The 16,603-nt window shown below is 67.9% G+C and carries 14 protein-coding genes; 8 read left to right on the top strand and 6 right to left on the bottom strand.

Features of this window, described 5'->3' with window-relative positions; translation table 11 throughout:
* Nucleotides 1–74: 74 nt before the first annotated feature.
* Nucleotides 75–971: a M48 family metallopeptidase gene (locus ROV95_RS10200; protein WP_019660530.1), complete on the top strand. Its 897-nt coding sequence runs from the start codon at nt 75–77 to the stop codon at nt 969–971.
* A gap of 530 nt (nt 972–1,501) precedes the next feature.
* Here the strand turns inward: ROV95_RS10200 and xseA are convergent.
* Nucleotides 1,502–2,833 carry an exodeoxyribonuclease VII large subunit gene (xseA, locus tag ROV95_RS10205; RefSeq protein ID WP_111097875.1) on the bottom strand — a complete coding sequence of 444 codons (1,332 nt, stop codon included), beginning with the start codon at nt 2,831–2,833 and terminating at the stop codon, nt 1,502–1,504.
* Nucleotides 2,834–2,877: 44 nt separating this feature from the next.
* Complete coding sequence (gene queG / locus ROV95_RS10210; protein WP_019660528.1) at nt 2,878–3,948, bottom strand: tRNA epoxyqueuosine(34) reductase QueG; 1,071 nt, start codon at nt 3,946–3,948, stop codon at nt 2,878–2,880.
* A 23-nt stretch (nt 3,949–3,971) separates the two neighbouring features.
* Here queG and ROV95_RS10215 point away from each other — a divergent pair, with 23 nt between their 5' ends.
* From ROV95_RS10215 to ROV95_RS10240, 6 genes are all read left to right on the top strand, one after another.
* Nucleotides 3,972–5,456 (top strand): NAD(P)H-hydrate dehydratase, encoded by a 1,485-nt coding sequence (locus tag ROV95_RS10215; protein ID WP_312544248.1) that lies wholly within the window; start codon nt 3,972–3,974, stop codon nt 5,454–5,456.
* Nucleotides 5,453–5,935, top strand: a complete 483-nt coding sequence (gene tsaE, locus ROV95_RS10220; protein WP_019660526.1) for a tRNA (adenosine(37)-N6)-threonylcarbamoyltransferase complex ATPase subunit type 1 TsaE — start codon at nt 5,453–5,455, stop codon at nt 5,933–5,935. Before ROV95_RS10215 ends, tsaE begins: the two co-directional genes overlap by 4 nt.
* 82 nt (nt 5,936–6,017) lie before the next feature.
* The gene (locus ROV95_RS10225; RefSeq protein WP_019660525.1) at nt 6,018–7,586 is read left to right on the top strand and encodes an N-acetylmuramoyl-L-alanine amidase; all 1,569 of its coding nucleotides are present in this window, start codon (nt 6,018–6,020) and stop codon (nt 7,584–7,586) included.
* Between the two features lie 160 nt (nt 7,587–7,746).
* Nucleotides 7,747–9,651 carry a DNA mismatch repair endonuclease MutL gene (gene mutL, locus ROV95_RS10230; protein ID WP_021204166.1) on the top strand — a complete coding sequence of 635 codons (1,905 nt, stop codon included), beginning with the start codon at nt 7,747–7,749 and terminating at the stop codon, nt 9,649–9,651.
* Between the two features lie 11 nt (nt 9,652–9,662).
* Nucleotides 9,663–10,595, top strand: a complete 933-nt coding sequence (locus tag ROV95_RS10235) for a DUF1684 domain-containing protein (protein WP_312544252.1) — start codon at nt 9,663–9,665, stop codon at nt 10,593–10,595.
* Nucleotide 10,596: 1 nt separating this feature from the next.
* Nucleotides 10,597–11,550 (top strand): TraB/GumN family protein, encoded by a 954-nt coding sequence (locus ROV95_RS10240; protein WP_111102814.1) that lies wholly within the window; start codon nt 10,597–10,599, stop codon nt 11,548–11,550.
* Nucleotides 11,551–11,624: 74 nt separating this feature from the next.
* Here the strand turns inward: ROV95_RS10240 and phaR are convergent, their stop codons facing one another.
* The 3 genes from phaR to gluQRS all read right to left on the bottom strand — a co-directional run bounded on the left by phaR (nt 11,625) and on the right by gluQRS (nt 14,019).
* Complete coding sequence (gene phaR, locus ROV95_RS10245; RefSeq protein WP_031270734.1) at nt 11,625–12,158, bottom strand: polyhydroxyalkanoate synthesis repressor PhaR; 534 nt, start codon at nt 12,156–12,158, stop codon at nt 11,625–11,627.
* A gap of 182 nt (nt 12,159–12,340) precedes the next feature.
* Complete coding sequence (phbB, locus tag ROV95_RS10250; RefSeq protein ID WP_019660520.1) at nt 12,341–13,081, bottom strand: acetoacetyl-CoA reductase; 741 nt, start codon at nt 13,079–13,081, stop codon at nt 12,341–12,343.
* A gap of 17 nt (nt 13,082–13,098) precedes the next feature.
* Entirely contained in the window at nt 13,099–14,019 is a 921-nt protein-coding gene (gene gluQRS / locus ROV95_RS10255) for a tRNA glutamyl-Q(34) synthetase GluQRS (protein ID WP_207049766.1), read from the bottom strand.
* Nucleotides 14,020–14,112: 93 nt separating this feature from the next.
* Between gluQRS and htpX the strand changes: the two genes are divergently transcribed.
* Nucleotides 14,113–14,979, top strand: coding sequence for a protease HtpX (gene htpX, locus ROV95_RS10260; protein WP_111097871.1), 867 nt, complete (start codon nt 14,113–14,115; stop codon nt 14,977–14,979).
* Nucleotides 14,980–15,672: 693 nt separating this feature from the next.
* Here the strand turns inward: htpX and ROV95_RS10265 are convergent.
* Nucleotides 15,673–16,500: an inositol monophosphatase family protein gene (locus ROV95_RS10265; protein WP_233653926.1), complete on the bottom strand. Its 828-nt coding sequence runs from the start codon at nt 16,498–16,500 to the stop codon at nt 15,673–15,675.
* Nucleotides 16,501–16,603 lie beyond the last annotated feature (103 nt).

Consider the following 16,603-nt stretch of genomic DNA (forward strand, 5'->3'; position numbering starts at 1 on the left):
CACCCGCTGCTGGCGCCCGCGCACTAAGATTGCGCCGTGCCCGCCGGCCGGCGGGGCCTGCTGGACGACCCCTGATGCGCAATGATCCCTTTTCCCGCTCGCCCCAAGGCCCGCAGCGTCGCGGCCTGTTTGGCAACATCCGCTGGTGGGTGCTGTTGCTGGCCGCCGGCTATGCGCTCTTCTACTGGTTTTCCAATCGCACGGTGGACCCCTACACCGGCGAGAAGGTGATGATTGACAGCAGCCTGGACGCCCGCCAGGAGACCGCCTTGGGCTTGCAGGCCTACCAGCAGATCCTCTCGGAGGAGCCGCCGATGGACTCCAACGCGCCGATCGCGCGCGATGTGCGCGACATCGCCCAGCGCCTGATTGCCAAGGTTGATGTGGTGGAGACTGCACTGGCGCAGGAGCACGGCGTTCAGCCGGCGCATTTCGCGCGTGATTTCCAGTGGGAAGTCAACGTGATCCCATCTGAACAGGCCAACGCATTCTGCCTGCCTGGTGGCAAGATGGCGGTCTATACCGGCCTGGTGCCGGTGGCGCGCACGCGCGACGCGATGGCGGTGGTGATGGGCCACGAGATTGCCCATGCGCTGCTGCGCCACGGTGCGCAGCGGATGGCGCAGCAGAAGCTGACCCAGATCGGGCAGATGGCCGGCGCCGCCAGCGGCATGGATGCGCAGCAGCAACAGATGATGATGTCGGCGATGGGCTACGGGTATCTGCTGCCCTATGCGCGCAGCCACGAGACGCAGGCCGATGAAGTGGGACTGATGCTGGCTGCGGCGGCGTGCTTCGACCCGCGCGAGGCGGTGCCGCTGTGGCAGCGCATGGGCCAGGCCAGTGGTGGCCAGTCACCGCCGGAGTTCGCGTCGACTCACCCGAACCCGGGTACCCGTATCCAGAACCTGCAGGCGTTGATGCCGAAGGCACTCGAGTACCGGCAGAAGTTCTGCGAGCAGGCAAAGTAGGGGGTTGTTCGGCAGGGCTTGCAGCCCTGCACCTGCCGAAGCAACAGCAACAGCAACAGCAACAGCGTGCATTCCGTGGGATGGCGGGGTGGGTCCGGTTGCGGGGGCCGCTGCAAGTACGTCCATGTAAGCTCGGTCGCCGCATCCATGCGGCTCACGCCCCCGCAACCGGACCCACCCCGCCTTCGACAGATGTCCGCGATCTGCCGGAATGGCGCTTGGGGTCAGATCCGTTTTCCGCAGGAAAACGGATCTGACCCCGAATTGATTCGATATCTGAAAGAGATTCATCCACGCATGGCGTGGATCTACCGACCGTCATCGGGACACTGTCGAGGGTGGGGCGGTGTGGCTGTGAGGACCGTTGGCGCCATGGATGGCGCCATCGAGCCCCCAGGGATGGGTTTACGGCGTGTCCTGCACAGCCACACCACCCCGCCAAGCTATCAGCAATCCAGAGCCGCTTTCGCTGTTGCTTCGGCTGTTGCATTTGCCTCTGCAGGTGCAGGGCGCAGCCCTGCCGAACCCCTTTACTTGACCTGCACGTCGATCACGCCGTCGCCCACGCGCGCCTGCAATGCGTCGCCGGGCTGTACCTGATCGACCTGGCGCACCAGCGTGCCATCGTCACTGCGGGTCAGGATGCTGTAGCCGCGCGCTACAGTCGCCAGCGGGCTGACCGCTTCCAGCGAACGCGCCAGCCCGCGCAGGCGCAGCGCATCGCGTTCCAGCAGACGCTGCATCGCTGCCTGCGGTCGTCCGCGCAGGGCGGCCAGGCGGCGTTGCATCGTGTCGAGCTGGCGCTGTGGGTGGTGCCCGCGCAGGACCGCCGCTGCATGGCGAAGGCGCGCAGCACGGCGCTCCTGCTGCTGGTTGAACGCGGCATGCAGGCGCCGGCCCAGATCGAGCTGGCGGCGGCGCAACAGGTCCAGTCGCGCCTGCGGGCTCTGCGCGTTCAGGCGCAGCAGGGCACGGTCAGCACGTTGCATCGCCTGCTGCATCGTGTGCCGCTGCAGCTGCGCCATGCGTGCCGCGGTGCGGCGCAGGCGCAGGGCCAGTTCGCGCTGGTCCGGTACCAGCAGCTCGGCTGCCACCGATGGCGTCGGTGCACGGAGGTCGGCGGCGAAGTCGCTCAGGCTGAAGTCGGTTTCATGGCCCACCGCCGACACTACCGGGGTGCGGCTGGCGGCGATCGCACGGGCCAGTGCTTCATCGTTGAAGGCCCACAGGTCTTCCAGTGAACCGCCGCCACGGGTCAGCAGGATCACGTCGTAGCGGCCACTGGCATCGGCGGCCTGCAGCAGGCGGGTGATCTGTGCAGCGGCGCTGCTGCCCTGCACCAGGGTCGGCAGCAGGTCCACTTCCAGCAGCGGGAAGCGGCGGCCGAGCACGCTCAGCACGTCGCGCACAGCGGCGCCGGTGGGGGAGGTGATCACCGCAAGGCGCTGCACGTGCGCCGGCAGCGGCCGCTTGCGTGCCGGGTCGAACAGGCCTTCGGCCTCCAGCCGTGCCTTCAGCTCCTCGAAGGCGCGGCGCAGTGCGCCTTCGCCGGCTTCCTCCATGTGGTCCAGCACCATCTGGTACTCGCCACGGGCGTCGTACAGGGTCACCTTGCCGCGCACCAGCACGCGCATGCCTTCGCGCGGCACGAACTTCAGGTACTGCGCCTTCATCCGGAACATCGCCGCGCGCAGCTGCGCACGTGCGTCCTTCAGGGTGAAATACAGATGCCCGGAGGCGGGACGCGCCACGCTGCCCAGTTCGGCCTCGACCCAGATCGCCGGGAAGCTGCCTTCCAGCAGGTCGCGGGCCAGGGTGTTGAGCTGGCTGGGGGTGAGGATGTCGTTGTTGCGTGGCTGCATGGGAACGGCGTGCTGCGGGCGGAACGGGGGCTCAGGATCGCACGTCAGCGCACCGTGTGCTGGCCCAGTGCCCACTGCACGTGTTCACGCACCAGCGGCGAGGGATCGTCGATGCGGGTCTGCAGGGCAGCCAGCGCTTCGGCCGAGGACGGCGCATTGCCCAGCGCCACGGCGATGTTGCGCAGCCAGCGCTCATGGCCGCTACGCCGGATCGGGCTGCCTTCGGTGCGGCGCAGGAACTCGGCTTCGTCCCAGGCGAACAGCTGGTCCAGGCGCGCGGTATCGAGGTTGTTGCGCGCGCGGAAATCGGCTTCGTCGGTACGCTTGGCGAACTTGTTCCAGGGGCAGACCAGCTGGCAGTCGTCACAGCCGTAGATGCGGTTGCCGATCAACGGCCGCATGTCTTCGGGGATGGCACCGTCGTGCTCGATGGTCAGGTAGGAAATACAGCGCCGCGCGTCCAGCCGCTGCGGGCCGGTGATCGCGCGGGTAGGGCAGACATCGATGCAGCGCGTGCAGGTGCCGCAGTGTGCCGTAGCCGGCGCATCGATCGGCAGCGGGATATCGATGTAGATCTCGCCGATGAAGAACCAGGAACCGCCGTTGCGGTCGATCAGGCAGGTGTGCTTGCCGATCCAGCCCAGCCCCGCGTTGCGCGCCAGTGCGCGCTCCAGCACCGGCGCCGAATCGACGAATACCCGGTAGCCCAGCGGTGCCACTTCATCGTTGATCTGCGTGGCCAGCTTCTGCAGGCGGTTGCGCATCAGCTTGTGGTAGTCGCGGCCCAAGGCGTAACGGGCCACGTAGGCGCGGCCCGGGTCGGCCAGGGTTGCCCAGGCTTCGGTGTCGTCCTTGTGGCTGTAGTCCATGCCTACCGAGATCACCCGCACCGTGCCGGGCAGCAGCTCGGCCGGGCGCGCGCGCAGGGTGCCGTGGCGCGCCATCCAGTCCATCGTGCCGTACAGGCCTTGGCCCAGCCAGTCGGCCAGGTGCGCCTCGTCCTCGCCCAGCTCGATGCCGGCGATGCCGCAGCGCTGGAAGCCATGCGCACGCGCCAGTTCGCGGATGCGCTGTACGGCCTGGGCCGGATCGACAGGGGCGGGGGCGGGAGACATATGCACCAGTATAAAATCCCCGCATGGCCAACCTTGCCGCTCTGTTCGATTCCGCTGCCGCGCGTGCGCTTGATGCGCAGGCCTCGGCACTGGCTGCCGAGGGCGGCTGGAGCCTGATGGCGCAGGCCGGCCACGCCGCCTGGCAGTGCCTGCTGCAGCATTGGCCACAAGCGCAGCGGATCGGCGTGGTGGTTGGCGCAGGAAACAACGGCGGCGATGGCCTGGTGTTGGCCCGCCATGCACGACAGGCCGGGCGTACGGTGACGGTGATCGCCTTGCCGGGCAAGCCACCGGCGACGTCGCTGGCGCAGCGTGCCGCATCGGAATTCAAGTCCGGTGGCGGCACCCTCACCGATTTCGACGGCGTGCTGCCCGAGGCCGATATCTGGGTCGATGCCCTGTTCGGTCTGGGCTTCGATCGCGTGCCGGAAGGTGTGGCGCAGGCGCTGATCGTCGCCCTCAACGCGCAGGCGGCACCGGTTTTGGCGCTGGACGTCCCCAGTGGCGTCGATGCCGATCGGGGCGCCGTACCGGGCGAAGCGGTGAAGGCTGCTTTGACCCTGCAGTTCATCGTGCCGCATCGCGGGCTGTATACCGGCGATGCGCTGGATCACTGTGGCCAGAAGGCGCTGGCGCCGCTGCAGCTGCCCGCGGCCGCATGGCAGGGCGTGTCACCCGCCGTGGAGCACTGGACCCAGGCGCGCTTGCCGGCACTGCTGCCGCCGCGCCGCGCCAACAGCCACAAGGGCGAATCCGGCCACGTGCTGTGCGTCGGCGGCAACCACGGCAGCGGCGGTGCCATCGCCATGGCAGCCGAGGCCGCCTTGCGCGCAGGGGCGGGGCTGTTGAGCCTGGGCACCCGCCGCGACCACGTCGGTCCACTGCTGGCTCGGCTGCCCGAGGCGATGACCCATGCACTGGAAGACGGCGATGTGCTGCCGGCGCTGCTGGACAAGGCGAAGGTGGTGGCGATCGGCCCCGGCCTGGGCCAGGACGAATGGGCATGCGCAATGTTTGCGCAGGTGCTGGACAGCGACAAGCCGCTGGTGGTTGATGCCGATGCACTGAATCTGCTGGCGCAGGATCCGCGCGCGCTGCCGGACGCCATCCTTACGCCACATCCGGGCGAGGCCGCGCGCCTGCTCGGCTGCAGTACCGCTGACATCCAGGCCGATCGCTACCGTTGTGCGCAGGCGTTGGCCGAACGCTTCCACGCCGTGGTGGTGTTGAAGGGCGCAGGCAGCATCGTGACGGCGCCCGGGCAGGCGCCACGGCTGATCGCTGCAGGCAATCCCGGCATGGCCGTGGGAGGCATGGGCGATCTGCTCACCGGCATCATCGCCAGCCTGCGCGCGCAGGGCCTGGCCGCCTTCGACGCCGCCGCGGCCGGTGCGCTGCTGCATGGGCTCGCGGGCGACGCCGCGGCCGCCGATGGCGCGCGCGGCCTGCTTCCTACTGATCTGCTGTCGCCGTTGCGGCGACTGGCCAACCCGGAACTTTCCCGATGATCGATTTCTTCCTTGCCGACAGCGATGCCACTGAACTGCTCGGGCAATGGCTGGCGGCCACCCGGCCGCCGCAGGCGCTGGTCGAACTGCGCGGCGACCTGGGGGCCGGCAAATCCACCACGGCCCGCGCACTGCTGCGCGCGCTGGGTGTCCAGGGCGCCATCCGCAGCCCGACCTACACCCTGGTCGAGCGCTATCCGCTGGCCGGCGGTGGCGAGGCCTGGCATCTGGATCTGTACCGGATCGGGCAGGCCGGCGAACTCGATTTCCTCGGGCTGGACGAGGGCAGCGCGGTACTGTGGCTGGTTGAATGGCCGGAACGCGGTGCCGGTGCGCTGCCGCCAACCGACCTGGTGGTGGCGCTGGAGATCGAGGGACAAGGGCGTCGCGTTCGTCTCACTGGCGCCAGCGACGCAGGGCATGAATGGCTGAAACGGCTTCCCCAAGGAGGCGACTTGCAGGCCATATCTGTCGGCTGACGAGAACAAACACCGGCAGGTTACGGATTATTAAGGAAAAAGGTGTTGCATTCCGTTCAGTGCGGTGATTGAATCCTGAGCCATGCGCCCGGGGAACCGTCTCATCGCCATCTGTGCCGCCGTCGGACTGGGTCTGGCGAGCGTCAGCGCGTGGGCCGGTGAAATTCGCCAGGTCCTGCTGAATACCGGTGCCACCGGCACCCGTGCCGAGATCTCGCTGGTGGGCAGTGGCGGTTACAAGACGCTGTCGCTGGCCGGACCGAACCGCCTGGTGGTCGATTTCCCGGACTCCAGCGCCGTACGCAACCTGAAAATGCCGGCGGCGCAGGGCGTGGTCACCGCAGTGCGCACCGGACAGCCGGTGCCGGGTACCTTCCGTGTCGTTTTCGACCTTGCTGAATCGGTGGCGCCGTTCCGCCCACAGATGCAGCGCGAGGGCAATGAATCCAAGCTGGTGATCGAATGGCCGGGCGATGGCCCGGCCGTGGCCGCCAGCCGTCCGGCAGCGACGCCGGCGGTGCCGCCGCAGGCGCCGGCCAACACGCCCGCACCGACGCCGACGCCGGCGGAGAGCGCGCAGGCGCGTACCGATGCCGCGCGTGCCACGGCGCTGCTGACTGCCCAGGTGCGGCAGCAGGCCAGTGCCACCGCCGCCGCGCCGGCCACGCCTACCCCGGCGCCATCCACCGCGCCGGCCCAGGTCGCGGCGGCGGGTACCGTGGCCAGCAGTTCGCCTTCTTCCTCGCCGGCCGCGATCCTCGCTGGGCAGCGCACCGCAGCGGTGGTGACCACGCCGCCGGCCACGGTGCCTGCGCCGGCACCGACGCCGGTGGAACCGCCGCGCCCGGCCATGCCCAGTGATGCCTCCCGCATCCGCATGCAGGCCGGCATGCGCCATCTGGTGGTGGCCATCGATCCCGGTCACGGAGGCCAGGATCCGGGCGCGATCGGCCCGACCGGCAAGCGTGAGAAGGATGTCACTTTGGCGGTGGCGCGGGAACTGGCCCGTCAGGTCAATGCGACGCCGGGCCTGAAGGCCTACCTGACCCGCGACAGTGACGTGTTCATTCCGCTGCCGATGCGCGCGCAGAAGGCGCGTGCGAACAAGGCCGACATCTTCATTTCCATCCATGCCGACGCGGCCGAGAACCGTTCGGCCACCGGTTCGTCGGTGTACGTGCTGTCGACCAAGGGTGCCTCTTCGCAGCGCGCCCGTTGGCTGGCAGACAAGGAAAACGCGGCCGATCTGGTCGGTGGCGTTCGCCTGCAGCAGACCGAGGGCACGCTTGCCAATGTGCTGCTGGACCTGGCGCAGAGCGGCTACATGAAGGCGTCCGAAGACGCCGCCGGCCACGTGCTGGGCGGCCTTAAGCGGATCGGCAACAACCACAAGCCGAACATCGAGCGCGCCAACTTCGCGGTGCTGCGTACGTCGGACATGCCGGCGATGCTGGTGGAAACCGCGTTCATCTCCAACCCGGATGAAGAGCGTCGCCTGACCGACCCGGCCTACCAGCGCAAGATCGCCGGTGCCGTGCTCGATGGCGTGCACACCTTCTTCAGCCGCCAGCCACCGCCGGGGACGCTGTACGCGGCCCGTGCCCAGGCCGAGATCGACGCCGCAGCCACCATGGCCGGCGGCAGCAAGTAATCCGCTTCCTGTAGAGCGCGGTAGAGTCGACTGTTAGTCGACTACGTGCGCAGCGCGGGGCTTTTCGGCGCCCGGGCGGAGAGCAGTCGACTGACAGTCGACTCTATCCACGGGCGCTCCGCTATCATCGACCCATGAAGTCTGCTGCCCATCATCTCCCATGAGCGCGCCCGGTCCGCGCCCGATCCGGCCCTTGCCGGAGATCCTGATCAACCAGATCGCCGCTGGCGAAGTGGTCGAGCGTCCCGCTTCGGTGGTCAAGGAGCTGGTCGAGAACGCGATCGACGCCGGTGCCAGCCGCGTAGATATCGATCTTGAAGAGGGCGGTGTACGCCTGATCCGCATCCGCGACAACGGCAGTGGCATCGCGCCGGAGCAGCTGCCGCTGGCGGTATCGCGCCACGCGACCAGCAAGATCGCCGATCTGGACGATCTTGAATCGGTGGCCACGCTCGGTTTCCGTGGCGAAGCGCTGCCGTCGATCGCCTCGGTCAGTCGCTTCACCCTGGCCTCGCGTCGCGCACATGACGAGCATGGTTCCGCGCTGCAGATCGAAGGCGGAAAGATCGGTGAGGTGACGCCGCGCGCGCATGCGCCGGGTACCACGGTGGAAGTGCGCGAGCTGTTCTACAACGTACCGGCGCGGCGCAAGTTCCTGCGCGCCGAGCGCACCGAGCTGGGCCATATCGAAGAATGGCTGCGCTCGCTGGCCCTGGCGCGGCCGGACGTCGAACTGCGCGTGTCCCACAACGGCAAGGCCTCGCGCCGTTACAAGCCGGGCGATCTGTATTCCGATACGCGATTGGCAGAAACGCTGGGCGAGGATTTCGCCAACCAGGCCGTGCGCGTGGATCACAGTGGCGCCGGCCTGCGCCTGCATGGCTGGATCGCGCAGCCGCATTACTCGCGTGCCAGCGCCGACCAGCAGTACCTGTACGTCAACGGCCGTTCGGTGCGTGATCGCAGCGTCGCCCACGCGGTGAAGATGGCGTACGGCGATGTGCTGTACCACGGTCGGCAGCCGGCCTATGTGCTGTTCCTCGAACTGGACCCGACCCGTGTTGATGTCAACGTGCACCCGGCCAAGCACGAGGTGCGCTTTCGTGATTCGCGGCTGGTGCATGACTTCGTCTATCGCACGCTGAAGGACGCGTTGGCTGATACCCGCGCGGGCATGTCGGCGCAGGAGATCGGTGCGGGTCCGGTGCATCCGGTGGACGCCGCTGCTGCATCGATGGCATCGAGCGCGGGCGCATCGGGTTTCGGGCTGGTGCGTGGGCCTGCGCCCGGTGCCGGCTCGGGCGCAGGCGGCGGTGGCTTTTCCGGCTGGCGCCCGCAGCAGCCCCTTGGGCTGCAGGTCGCTGATGCACCGGCGGCCTACGCCGCGCTGTATGCCACGCCGGCCGGTGCCGAGCCCGGGGCGGCGCTGCCGCCGATGCCGACCGAGAACGGACTGCCGGTCACCAGTGCCGATGCCGGAGTGCCGCCGCTGGGCTATGCGATCGCGCAGCTGCACGGCATCTACATCCTGGCCGAGAACGCCGAAGGCCTGATCGTGGTCGACATGCATGCCGCACACGAACGCATCGGCTACGAGCGGCTGAAGAACGCGCACGATGGCATCGGCCTGCAGTCGCAGCCGTTGCTGGTGCCGATCACGCTGGCGGTGGGCGAGCGCGAGGCCGATACCGCCGAAAGCGAAGCCGACACGCTGGCCGCACTCGGCTTCGAAGTGACCCGTGCCGGCCCCGGTTCACTGCACGTGCGCAGCATACCGGCACTGCTGGCGCATGCCGAACCGGAAGGCCTGCTGCGCGACGTGCTGACCGACCTGCGCGAGCACGGCCAGAGCCGCCGCGTGGCCAGCGCGCGCGACGAGCTGCTGTCGACCATGGCCTGCCACGGCGCGGTGCGTGCCAACCGTCGCCTGACCGTGCCGGAAATGAACGCGCTGCTGCGCGACATGGAGATCACCGAGCGGTCCGGCCAATGCAACCACGGCCGGCCGACCTGGGCCCGTTTTTCGCTGGCGGAGATCGACCGCTGGTTCCTGCGCGGACGTTGAGGGGAGCATCGATGCGTTATCGGGGAATGGGCGGCCTGCTGGTCGCCATGGTGTTGGCCGCCTGCAGCCCCGCGCCGCCGCCGGCACCGGCTTCGGCCGCGGAGGATCCGTCCTATGCCGCCGGGCAGCAGCAGTGGCGGGTGGCACGCTATCAGGACCTGACCCGCCCGGACGGTTGGACAGCGCTGGTCGGCCTGCACTGGCTGCAGAACAGATCGCACTTTGTCGGCAGTGGCGCGACCAATGGCATCCGCCTGGCGGTGGGGCCGGACAAGCTGGGCCTGCTGCGCCGCGAAGGCAGCCAATGGTGGTTCACTCCCGAAGCCGGTACGGACGTCAGCCATGGGGGCAAACCGGTCCGCGGCCGCATCCGCATCGACACCGACAAGGATCCGCAGCCGACGCAGCTGGCCTTCGATGGTGGCAAAGGCCAGCTCAGCATCATCCGTCGCGGTCCGCGCGATGCGCTGCGGGTCAAGCACGCCGATGCGCCTGCACGCCGTGGGTTCGCCGGCCTGGAGTACTGGCCGGGCGGTCCTGACTGGCAGGTGCAGGCGCGCTTCATCGCACACCCGCCAGGCAAGGCCCTGCCGATCGTCGATATCACTGGCTTGACCACCGAGATGCCGAACGCGGGCGCGGTCGAGTTCCAGCGTGATGGCCGCAACTGGCGGCTGGAGGCGATAGGTGCACCCGGGCAGCCGCTGTTCCTGATCTTCGCCGACCGCACCAGCGGTCGCGGCAGCTATCCGGCTGGGCGTTACCTGGACACCGATGCGCCAGGCGCCGATGGTACGGTGCGCATCGATTTCAACCATGCCTACAACCCACCGTGTGCGTTCACCGCCTATGCAACCTGCCCGTTGGCGCCGCCTGAAAACCGGCTGGACCTGCGCGTGGAAGCGGGCGAGAAGGCCTACCACCTGCCTGAAGGAGAAGGCTGAGATGCCGATCAGATCACTGTTGCGTGCCGCCGTTCTGTTGGCGGCCTGTGCGCTGGCACCGCTGGTTGCAGCACGTACCCTGCAAGCCGACACCGCTGGCGCAGCGGCGGCCAGGCCGCCGGTGCCGTTGCTGTGGAAAGTGACCGGCCCAGGCGACTCACGCCTCTACCTGCTCGGTTCCTTCCACCTGCTGAAGCCGCAGGACTACCCGCTGTCGCCCGATGTCGAACAGGCGTTCGAGGCCTCACAGCGGGTAGTGTTCGAACTGTCGCCGGAAGACATGCAGTCGCCCCAGCTGGCCAGCCGCATGGTGCAGGCGGCGATCCGCACCGATGGCAGCGAGCTGAAGCGTGATCTGGATGCGGCCACCTGGCAGAAGCTGCAGGCCTTTGCTGCCCAGAACCAGTTGCCGCTGGCGCAGATGCAGGGCATGAAGCCCTGGTTCGTCGGCCTGAGCATTTCGATCGGGCAGATGCAGAAGCTCGGCCTGGACCCGGCGCTGGGCCTGGACCGCCACTTCATGGAGCGCGCGCAGAAGACCGGCCGCAAGACGGCGGGACTGGAGGACATTGATACCCAGATCGGCATGCTTGACGGAATGACGCTGCAGGAACAGCGGCAGATGCTGGCCGAAGCACTGGACCAGGCCGGCAAGGCCGATGAGCAGGCGCGGCTGCTGCATGATGCGTGGCGCCGCGGTGATGATCGCCTGCTGTGGACCAAGATGGCGGCAGAGATGCGCCAGCAGTACCCGCAGCTGTACCAGCGCATCAACACCGGGCGCAACGATGCCTGGGTGCCGAAGCTGCAGCCGTACCTGCAGGCCGGGCAGGGCGGTACGCTGGTGGTGGTCGGCACGCTGCACCTGCTGGGCAGTGATGGCGTGGTCGAGAAGCTGAAGGCCAAGGGCTACAAGGTCGAGCGCGTGTGCACGGGGTGCAAGGCGAAACGCTGACGCATCGTTGGCGCGATGCCAAACAGAACGGCGCGCCAGGGGCGCGCCGTTTTCGTGTCAGCCTGTGAAGCGGCTCAACGGCGGGTCTTGCTGCCGGTGCCGGTGCCCGGTTCGTTCGGCTTGTTGCCGGTGCCCGTGCCCGTGCCGGTGCCGCCCGGGCGCGGGCCACCGAAGCCGCTGCCCATGCTGCGCTGGAATTCCTGCCACAGCTCCAGGTTGCGCTCGGTCAGCTGGTTCATCATCGCCCACGGGGTCTGGCCCAGCAGGTTGCCCATCTGCTGGCGGAACTGCTGCTGCTGGTCGAGGAAGACCTGCATGCTGCGCTCCAGGTAGTTGCCCATGAAGCCCTGCAGGGAATCGCCGTAGAAGCGGATCAGCTGGCTCAGCAGCTGCGTGGACAGCATCGGTTCGCCGTCCTGTTCCTGGTCGGCGATGATCTGCAGCAGGACCGATCGCGTGAGGTCGTCGCCGCTCTTGGCGTCGCGGACTTCGAAGTCTTCACCGTCCAGGATCAGCTGGCGCACGTCCTCGATGGTGATGTAGCTGGAGATCTCGGTGTCGTAGAGACGGCGGTTCGGATACTTCTTGATGATGCGGGTCGCAGCCATGAAGCGGTACTCGTCACAGTAGACGCGCAGCATGGCGCAGTGCAGCAGCGGTTGCAACCGCCCCAGCCCCCGCCAGGCTTGGCTTTCAGGGGCGATCATGTTGCGCAACAAGGGTTTGCGTGCTGCGCAGCATGACCATCGGCAGGGGCCGCCGGTGCATGCCGCGGCGCCCCCTGCGCGGCTCACCAGCCCATGTGGTGGCCGCCGTTGATGTCCAGGTTGCTGCCGGTGATCCACGAGGCTTCCTCGGCCACCAGGAAAGACACGCCATAGGCGATTTCTTCCGGCTTGCCGAGGCGCCCGGTGGGAATGTCGGCGATGATCTTGGCGCGCACGTCCTCCGGAACCGCCATCACCATGTCGGTGGCGACGTAGCCGGGCGAAATGGTGTTGACCGTGATGCCGAAGCCGGCGTTCTCGCGGGCCAGCGAGATGGTGAAGCCGTGCATGCCGGCCTTGGCCGCAGCATAGTTGGCCTGGCCGTACTGGCCCTTCAGGCCGTTGATCGAGCTGATCTGGATGACCCGGCCCCAGCCGCGGCGGCGCATGCCTTCGATGACCGGCCGGGTGACGTTGAACACCGAGTTGAGATTGGTGTTGATCACATCGTGCCACTGGTCCGCGCGCATGCGGTGGAAGGTGGTGTCACGGGTGATGCCGGCGTTGTTGACCAGGATCTCGACCGGGCCCAGCTCGGCCTCGACGGCGCGCACCAGCGCTTCGGCGCTGTCTGGATCGGAGACATCGCCCGGGAAGATCGCCACGTGGTAGCCGCGCTCGGTCATCGCTTGCTGCCAGACGCGGGCCTTGGCCTCGTCGCGGTAGTTGGTGGCGACCCGGTGGCCCTGGTCGGCCAGGCGTTGGCAGATGGCGGTACCGATGCCGCCGGTTCCGCCGGTGACCAGTGCGACGCGAGATGTCATGGAGTGCTGTCCGGGTATCAGGTGGGTGAAGGGGGATTCTGCAACATCGGCGCGGAAAGTGCGCCGGCCGGCAACAGGACGTCGGTCCGCGGCAGCCGCGCCGGGTCGAACGCCCGTTGCGCAGCCTCCAGCAGCGCATCCCGCTCATCGGCGCCGTCCAGTGCGGCAGGCGCCTGGCCCAGCAGCTGCCAGAGCGCGCGCAATACCGGCACCGGCCGCGTGCTGTCCACCGGCAGCGACGCCAGCGACTTGGACAGTTTGTGCCCCGGGGCATCGAGCAGCAGCGGCAGGTGCCAGTAGCGTGGCACGGCCAGGCCCAGCGCCTGCTGCAGCAGGATCTGCCGCGCGGTGGAATCGAGCAGGTCGGCGCCGCGCACCACTTCGGTCACGCCCTGTTCGGCGTCATCGACCACCACGGCCAACTGGTAGGCCCAGCAGCCATCTGCACGGCGCAGCACGAAGTCGCCAACCTCGGCATGCACGTCCTGCTGCTGCGGGCCGCGCAGGCCATCGTCGAAGTGCACGATGCTGCCCGGCGGCACGCGGAAGCGGACGGCAGGGTCCGGTCGCGGTTGCCGCGCAACGCAGCGGTGATGGATGCCGCCGTTGGCAGCCAGTTCGCTGCGGCTGCAGTGGCAGATGAAGGCCAGATCGCTGGCCAGCAGCACGTCCAGTGCGGCCTGGTAGGCCTCGCCGCGGGTGCTCTGCCAGAGGATCGGGCCGTCGTGGGCGAGGCCGAACGCGGCCAGCGCCTGCAGCTGTGATGTGGCGGCACCGGGCACGGTGCGCGGCGGATCGACGTCTTCGATGCGCAGCCGCCACAGGCCGCCATGGTGGCGGGCCAGCAGCCAACTGCCGAAGGCGGCGAGCAGGGATCCGGGATGGAGCAGGCCGGTCGGCGAGGGCGCGAAGCGGCCGCAGGGAATGGGGGAGGTCATGCTGGCTGAATCGTCGGTCAGGTTGGCGCTTGAATTCAAGCTGACCACGCCGCAAATTGACCGGTATCGACCCCTTCCGAGCCGGATTTTCCCATGTTTACCCGCATTGCCCTGTTCCTGGCGACCAACTTCGCGGTCCTGATCCTCGCCAGCATCGTGATGTCGCTGGCGGGAACCGACCCGAGCAAGATGAGCGGTCTGCTGATCATGGCCGGCATCTTCGGTTTTGGTGGCTCCTTCATCTCGCTGCTGCTGTCAAAGTGGATGGCCAAGCGCTCCACCGGTGCGGTGGTGATCACCGAGCCGCGCAACCAGACCGAGCGCTGGCTGCTGGCCACCGTCGAGCGGCAGGCCAAGGCGGCCGGCATCGGCATGCCCGAGGTGGCGGTCTATGACGGCCCGGAGATCAATGCCTTCGCCACCGGTGCCAACCGCAACAACGCGCTGGTGGCGGTGTCCACCGGCCTGCTGCACAACATGAGTGAAGACGAGGCCGAAGCGGTGCTGGGCCACGAGATCGCCCACGTCGCCAACGGTGACATGATCACCATGGCACTGCTGCAGGGCGTGCTGAACACCTTCGTGATCGTGCTGGCCCGCGTGGTCGGCGGCATCATCGACAGCGCGCTGTCGGGCAACCGCGAAGGCGGCGGCCGCGGCTTCGCCTACTACATCATCGTGTTCGTGCTGGAGATGGTGTTCGGCCTGTTCGCGACGATGATCGCCATGTGGTTCTCGCGCCACCGCGAGTTCCGCGCCGATGCAGGCGGTGCCTCGCTGGCGGGCCGCCAGAAGATGATCGCCGCGCTGGAGCGCCTGCAGTTGAACCACGGCCAGAGCACGCTGCCGACCCAGATCGCCGCGTTCGGTATTGCCGGTTCGACGGCCAAGAAGCTGTTCATGAGCCACCCGCCGCTGGAAGAGCGCATCGCCGCGCTGCGGGCGTCGACGGTGGCGTAACTCTCTGCTCCTTGTTAGTGCAGGAACGCCTAGCCCCGCGCCGGGCGTTTTTGTTTTGCGCGCGCACGCATTGGTGGCGCCAGGCGATGCCTAGGATCATTTCCGCGACCGCGGAGGGGTGTCACTTCCGCGACCGCGGAGGGGTGTCACTTTCTTTGCTCGTGCAAAGAAAGTAACCAAAGAAACACGCCGCCGGGGCGCGAGCCGACGTGCTGCGCACGCCGGTACCCTGCGCTCCTCGGCCCGTCGAGGGACGGTGCGGGAACTCGCTGCGCTCAGACACCCGCACCTCTTCGCCCTCGCCTGACCTGCGGTGCTCGGCTCGCTCAAGGCGGACCCAACGTCAAATGCCACAGCTGCACCCAGTAGATCCGCGCCACGTGTGGATGCTGTCGATCTTGATCTTGATCTTCCAGTCCGCCTTGAGCGAGCCGAGCATCGCAGGGGAATCAGGGGCGAAGAGGCGCCGGTGTCTGAGCGCAGCGAGTTCGGCGCCGTCCCCTGATTCTCCGAGAAGCGCAGGGAACCGTCGCGTAGCGACGGCTCGCGGCTGGCGGAGCGTTTCTTTGGTTACTTTCTTTGCGCGCAAAGAAAGTGACACCCCTCCGCGGTCGCGGAAACGACTCTCCGTGCGCACAAACGAAAACGGCACCTTCGCAGATGCCGTCCCCATGAACCGCTTTACGCGAAACCTCAGAACTTCGCGTCGAACTCGGCGGCGTAGCCGGTGTTCACCAGCACCTTCTGCAGCGACTCGGCCACCTTCAGGTTGCCGGCTACGATCTGGTGGGTCTCCGGGCCACGGTTGTCCATGCGGCCCAGGGTCGCGCCCTTGAAGTCACAGACCTTGCCGCCCGCCTCGCGGACCAGCAGCAGGCCGGCGGCGATGTCCCACGCCTTCACACCGGCTTCGAAGTAGGCGTCGGCGCGGCCGCAGGCCACGTAGGCCAGGTCCAATGCGGCCGAACCGGTGCGGCGGATGTCCTCACCGTGCACCAGCAGGGCGTCGACCGCCTTCAGCTGGGCGCTGGCGCGGCTGCGCTCGCGCGGGGCGAAACCGGTGTGGATCATCGTGCCTTCCAGATCCTTGCGGTCGGCCACGCGGATGCGGCGGTCGTTCAGCACGGCACCGGCACCCCGGCTGGCGGTGAACAGTTCATTGCGCAGCGGGTCGAAGATGACCGCGTCGGTCGGCTCGCCGTTCTCGACCAGCGCGATCGACACGCAGTAGTGCGGCACGCCACGCAGGTAGTTGCTGGTGCCGTCAAGCGGGTCGATGACCCACATCTGGCGACGCTCGCCCTGCACGCCACCTTCTTCACCGAAGATGCCGTAGTCCGGGTAAGCGCGCTTGAGTTCCTTGACGATGACCTTTTCCGCGTCCGAATCCACTTCGCTGGCGTAGTCCATCCGGCCCTTCTGCACCACGTTCAGTGCCTCGAGCTTGTTGATGTTGCGCAACAGGACGTTGCCGGCGAGGCGGGCGGCCTTGACCATGACGGTGACGGCGGGTTTCTGCATGGCGTTGGCTCCCGGAAAGGCAGAAGAGATGGACTGGCGGGGGAAAAGAGCGGGTCCGGCGCAGTGGCCGGCCGCACAGTTTACCATTGGTCATCGTCCAGCT

This window comes from Stenotrophomonas maltophilia group sp. msm1 (assembly GCF_032025805.1).
Taxonomy (GTDB): Bacteria; Pseudomonadota; Gammaproteobacteria; order Xanthomonadales; family Xanthomonadaceae; genus Stenotrophomonas; species Stenotrophomonas hibiscicola.

Bases quoted from the DNA above. Each gene is read 5' to 3' on its own strand.
- ROV95_RS10200 (WP_019660530.1), top strand. From the start codon at position 75: ATGCGCAATGATCCCTTTTCCCGCTCGCCCCAAGGCCCGCAGCGTCGC.
- xseA (WP_111097875.1), bottom strand. From the start codon at position 2,833: ATGCAGCCACGCAACAACGACATCCTCACCCCCAGCCAGCTCAACACC.
- queG (WP_019660528.1), bottom strand. From the start codon at position 3,948: ATGTCTCCCGCCCCCGCCCCTGTCGATCCGGCCCAGGCCGTACAGCGC.
- ROV95_RS10215 (WP_312544248.1), top strand. From the start codon at position 3,972: ATGGCCAACCTTGCCGCTCTGTTCGATTCCGCTGCCGCGCGTGCGCTT.
- tsaE (WP_019660526.1), top strand. From the start codon at position 5,453: ATGATCGATTTCTTCCTTGCCGACAGCGATGCCACTGAACTGCTCGGG.
- ROV95_RS10225 (WP_019660525.1), top strand. From the start codon at position 6,018: ATGCGCCCGGGGAACCGTCTCATCGCCATCTGTGCCGCCGTCGGACTG.
- mutL (WP_021204166.1), top strand. From the start codon at position 7,747: ATGAGCGCGCCCGGTCCGCGCCCGATCCGGCCCTTGCCGGAGATCCTG.
- ROV95_RS10235 (WP_312544252.1), top strand. From the start codon at position 9,663: ATGCGTTATCGGGGAATGGGCGGCCTGCTGGTCGCCATGGTGTTGGCC.
- ROV95_RS10240 (WP_111102814.1), top strand. From the start codon at position 10,597: ATGCCGATCAGATCACTGTTGCGTGCCGCCGTTCTGTTGGCGGCCTGT.
- phaR (WP_031270734.1), bottom strand. From the start codon at position 12,158: ATGGCTGCGACCCGCATCATCAAGAAGTATCCGAACCGCCGTCTCTAC.
- phbB (WP_019660520.1), bottom strand. From the start codon at position 13,081: ATGACATCTCGCGTCGCACTGGTCACCGGCGGAACCGGCGGCATCGGT.
- gluQRS (WP_207049766.1), bottom strand. From the start codon at position 14,019: ATGACCTCCCCCATTCCCTGCGGCCGCTTCGCGCCCTCGCCGACCGGC.
- htpX (WP_111097871.1), top strand. From the start codon at position 14,113: ATGTTTACCCGCATTGCCCTGTTCCTGGCGACCAACTTCGCGGTCCTG.
- ROV95_RS10265 (WP_233653926.1), bottom strand. From the start codon at position 16,500: ATGCAGAAACCCGCCGTCACCGTCATGGTCAAGGCCGCCCGCCTCGCC.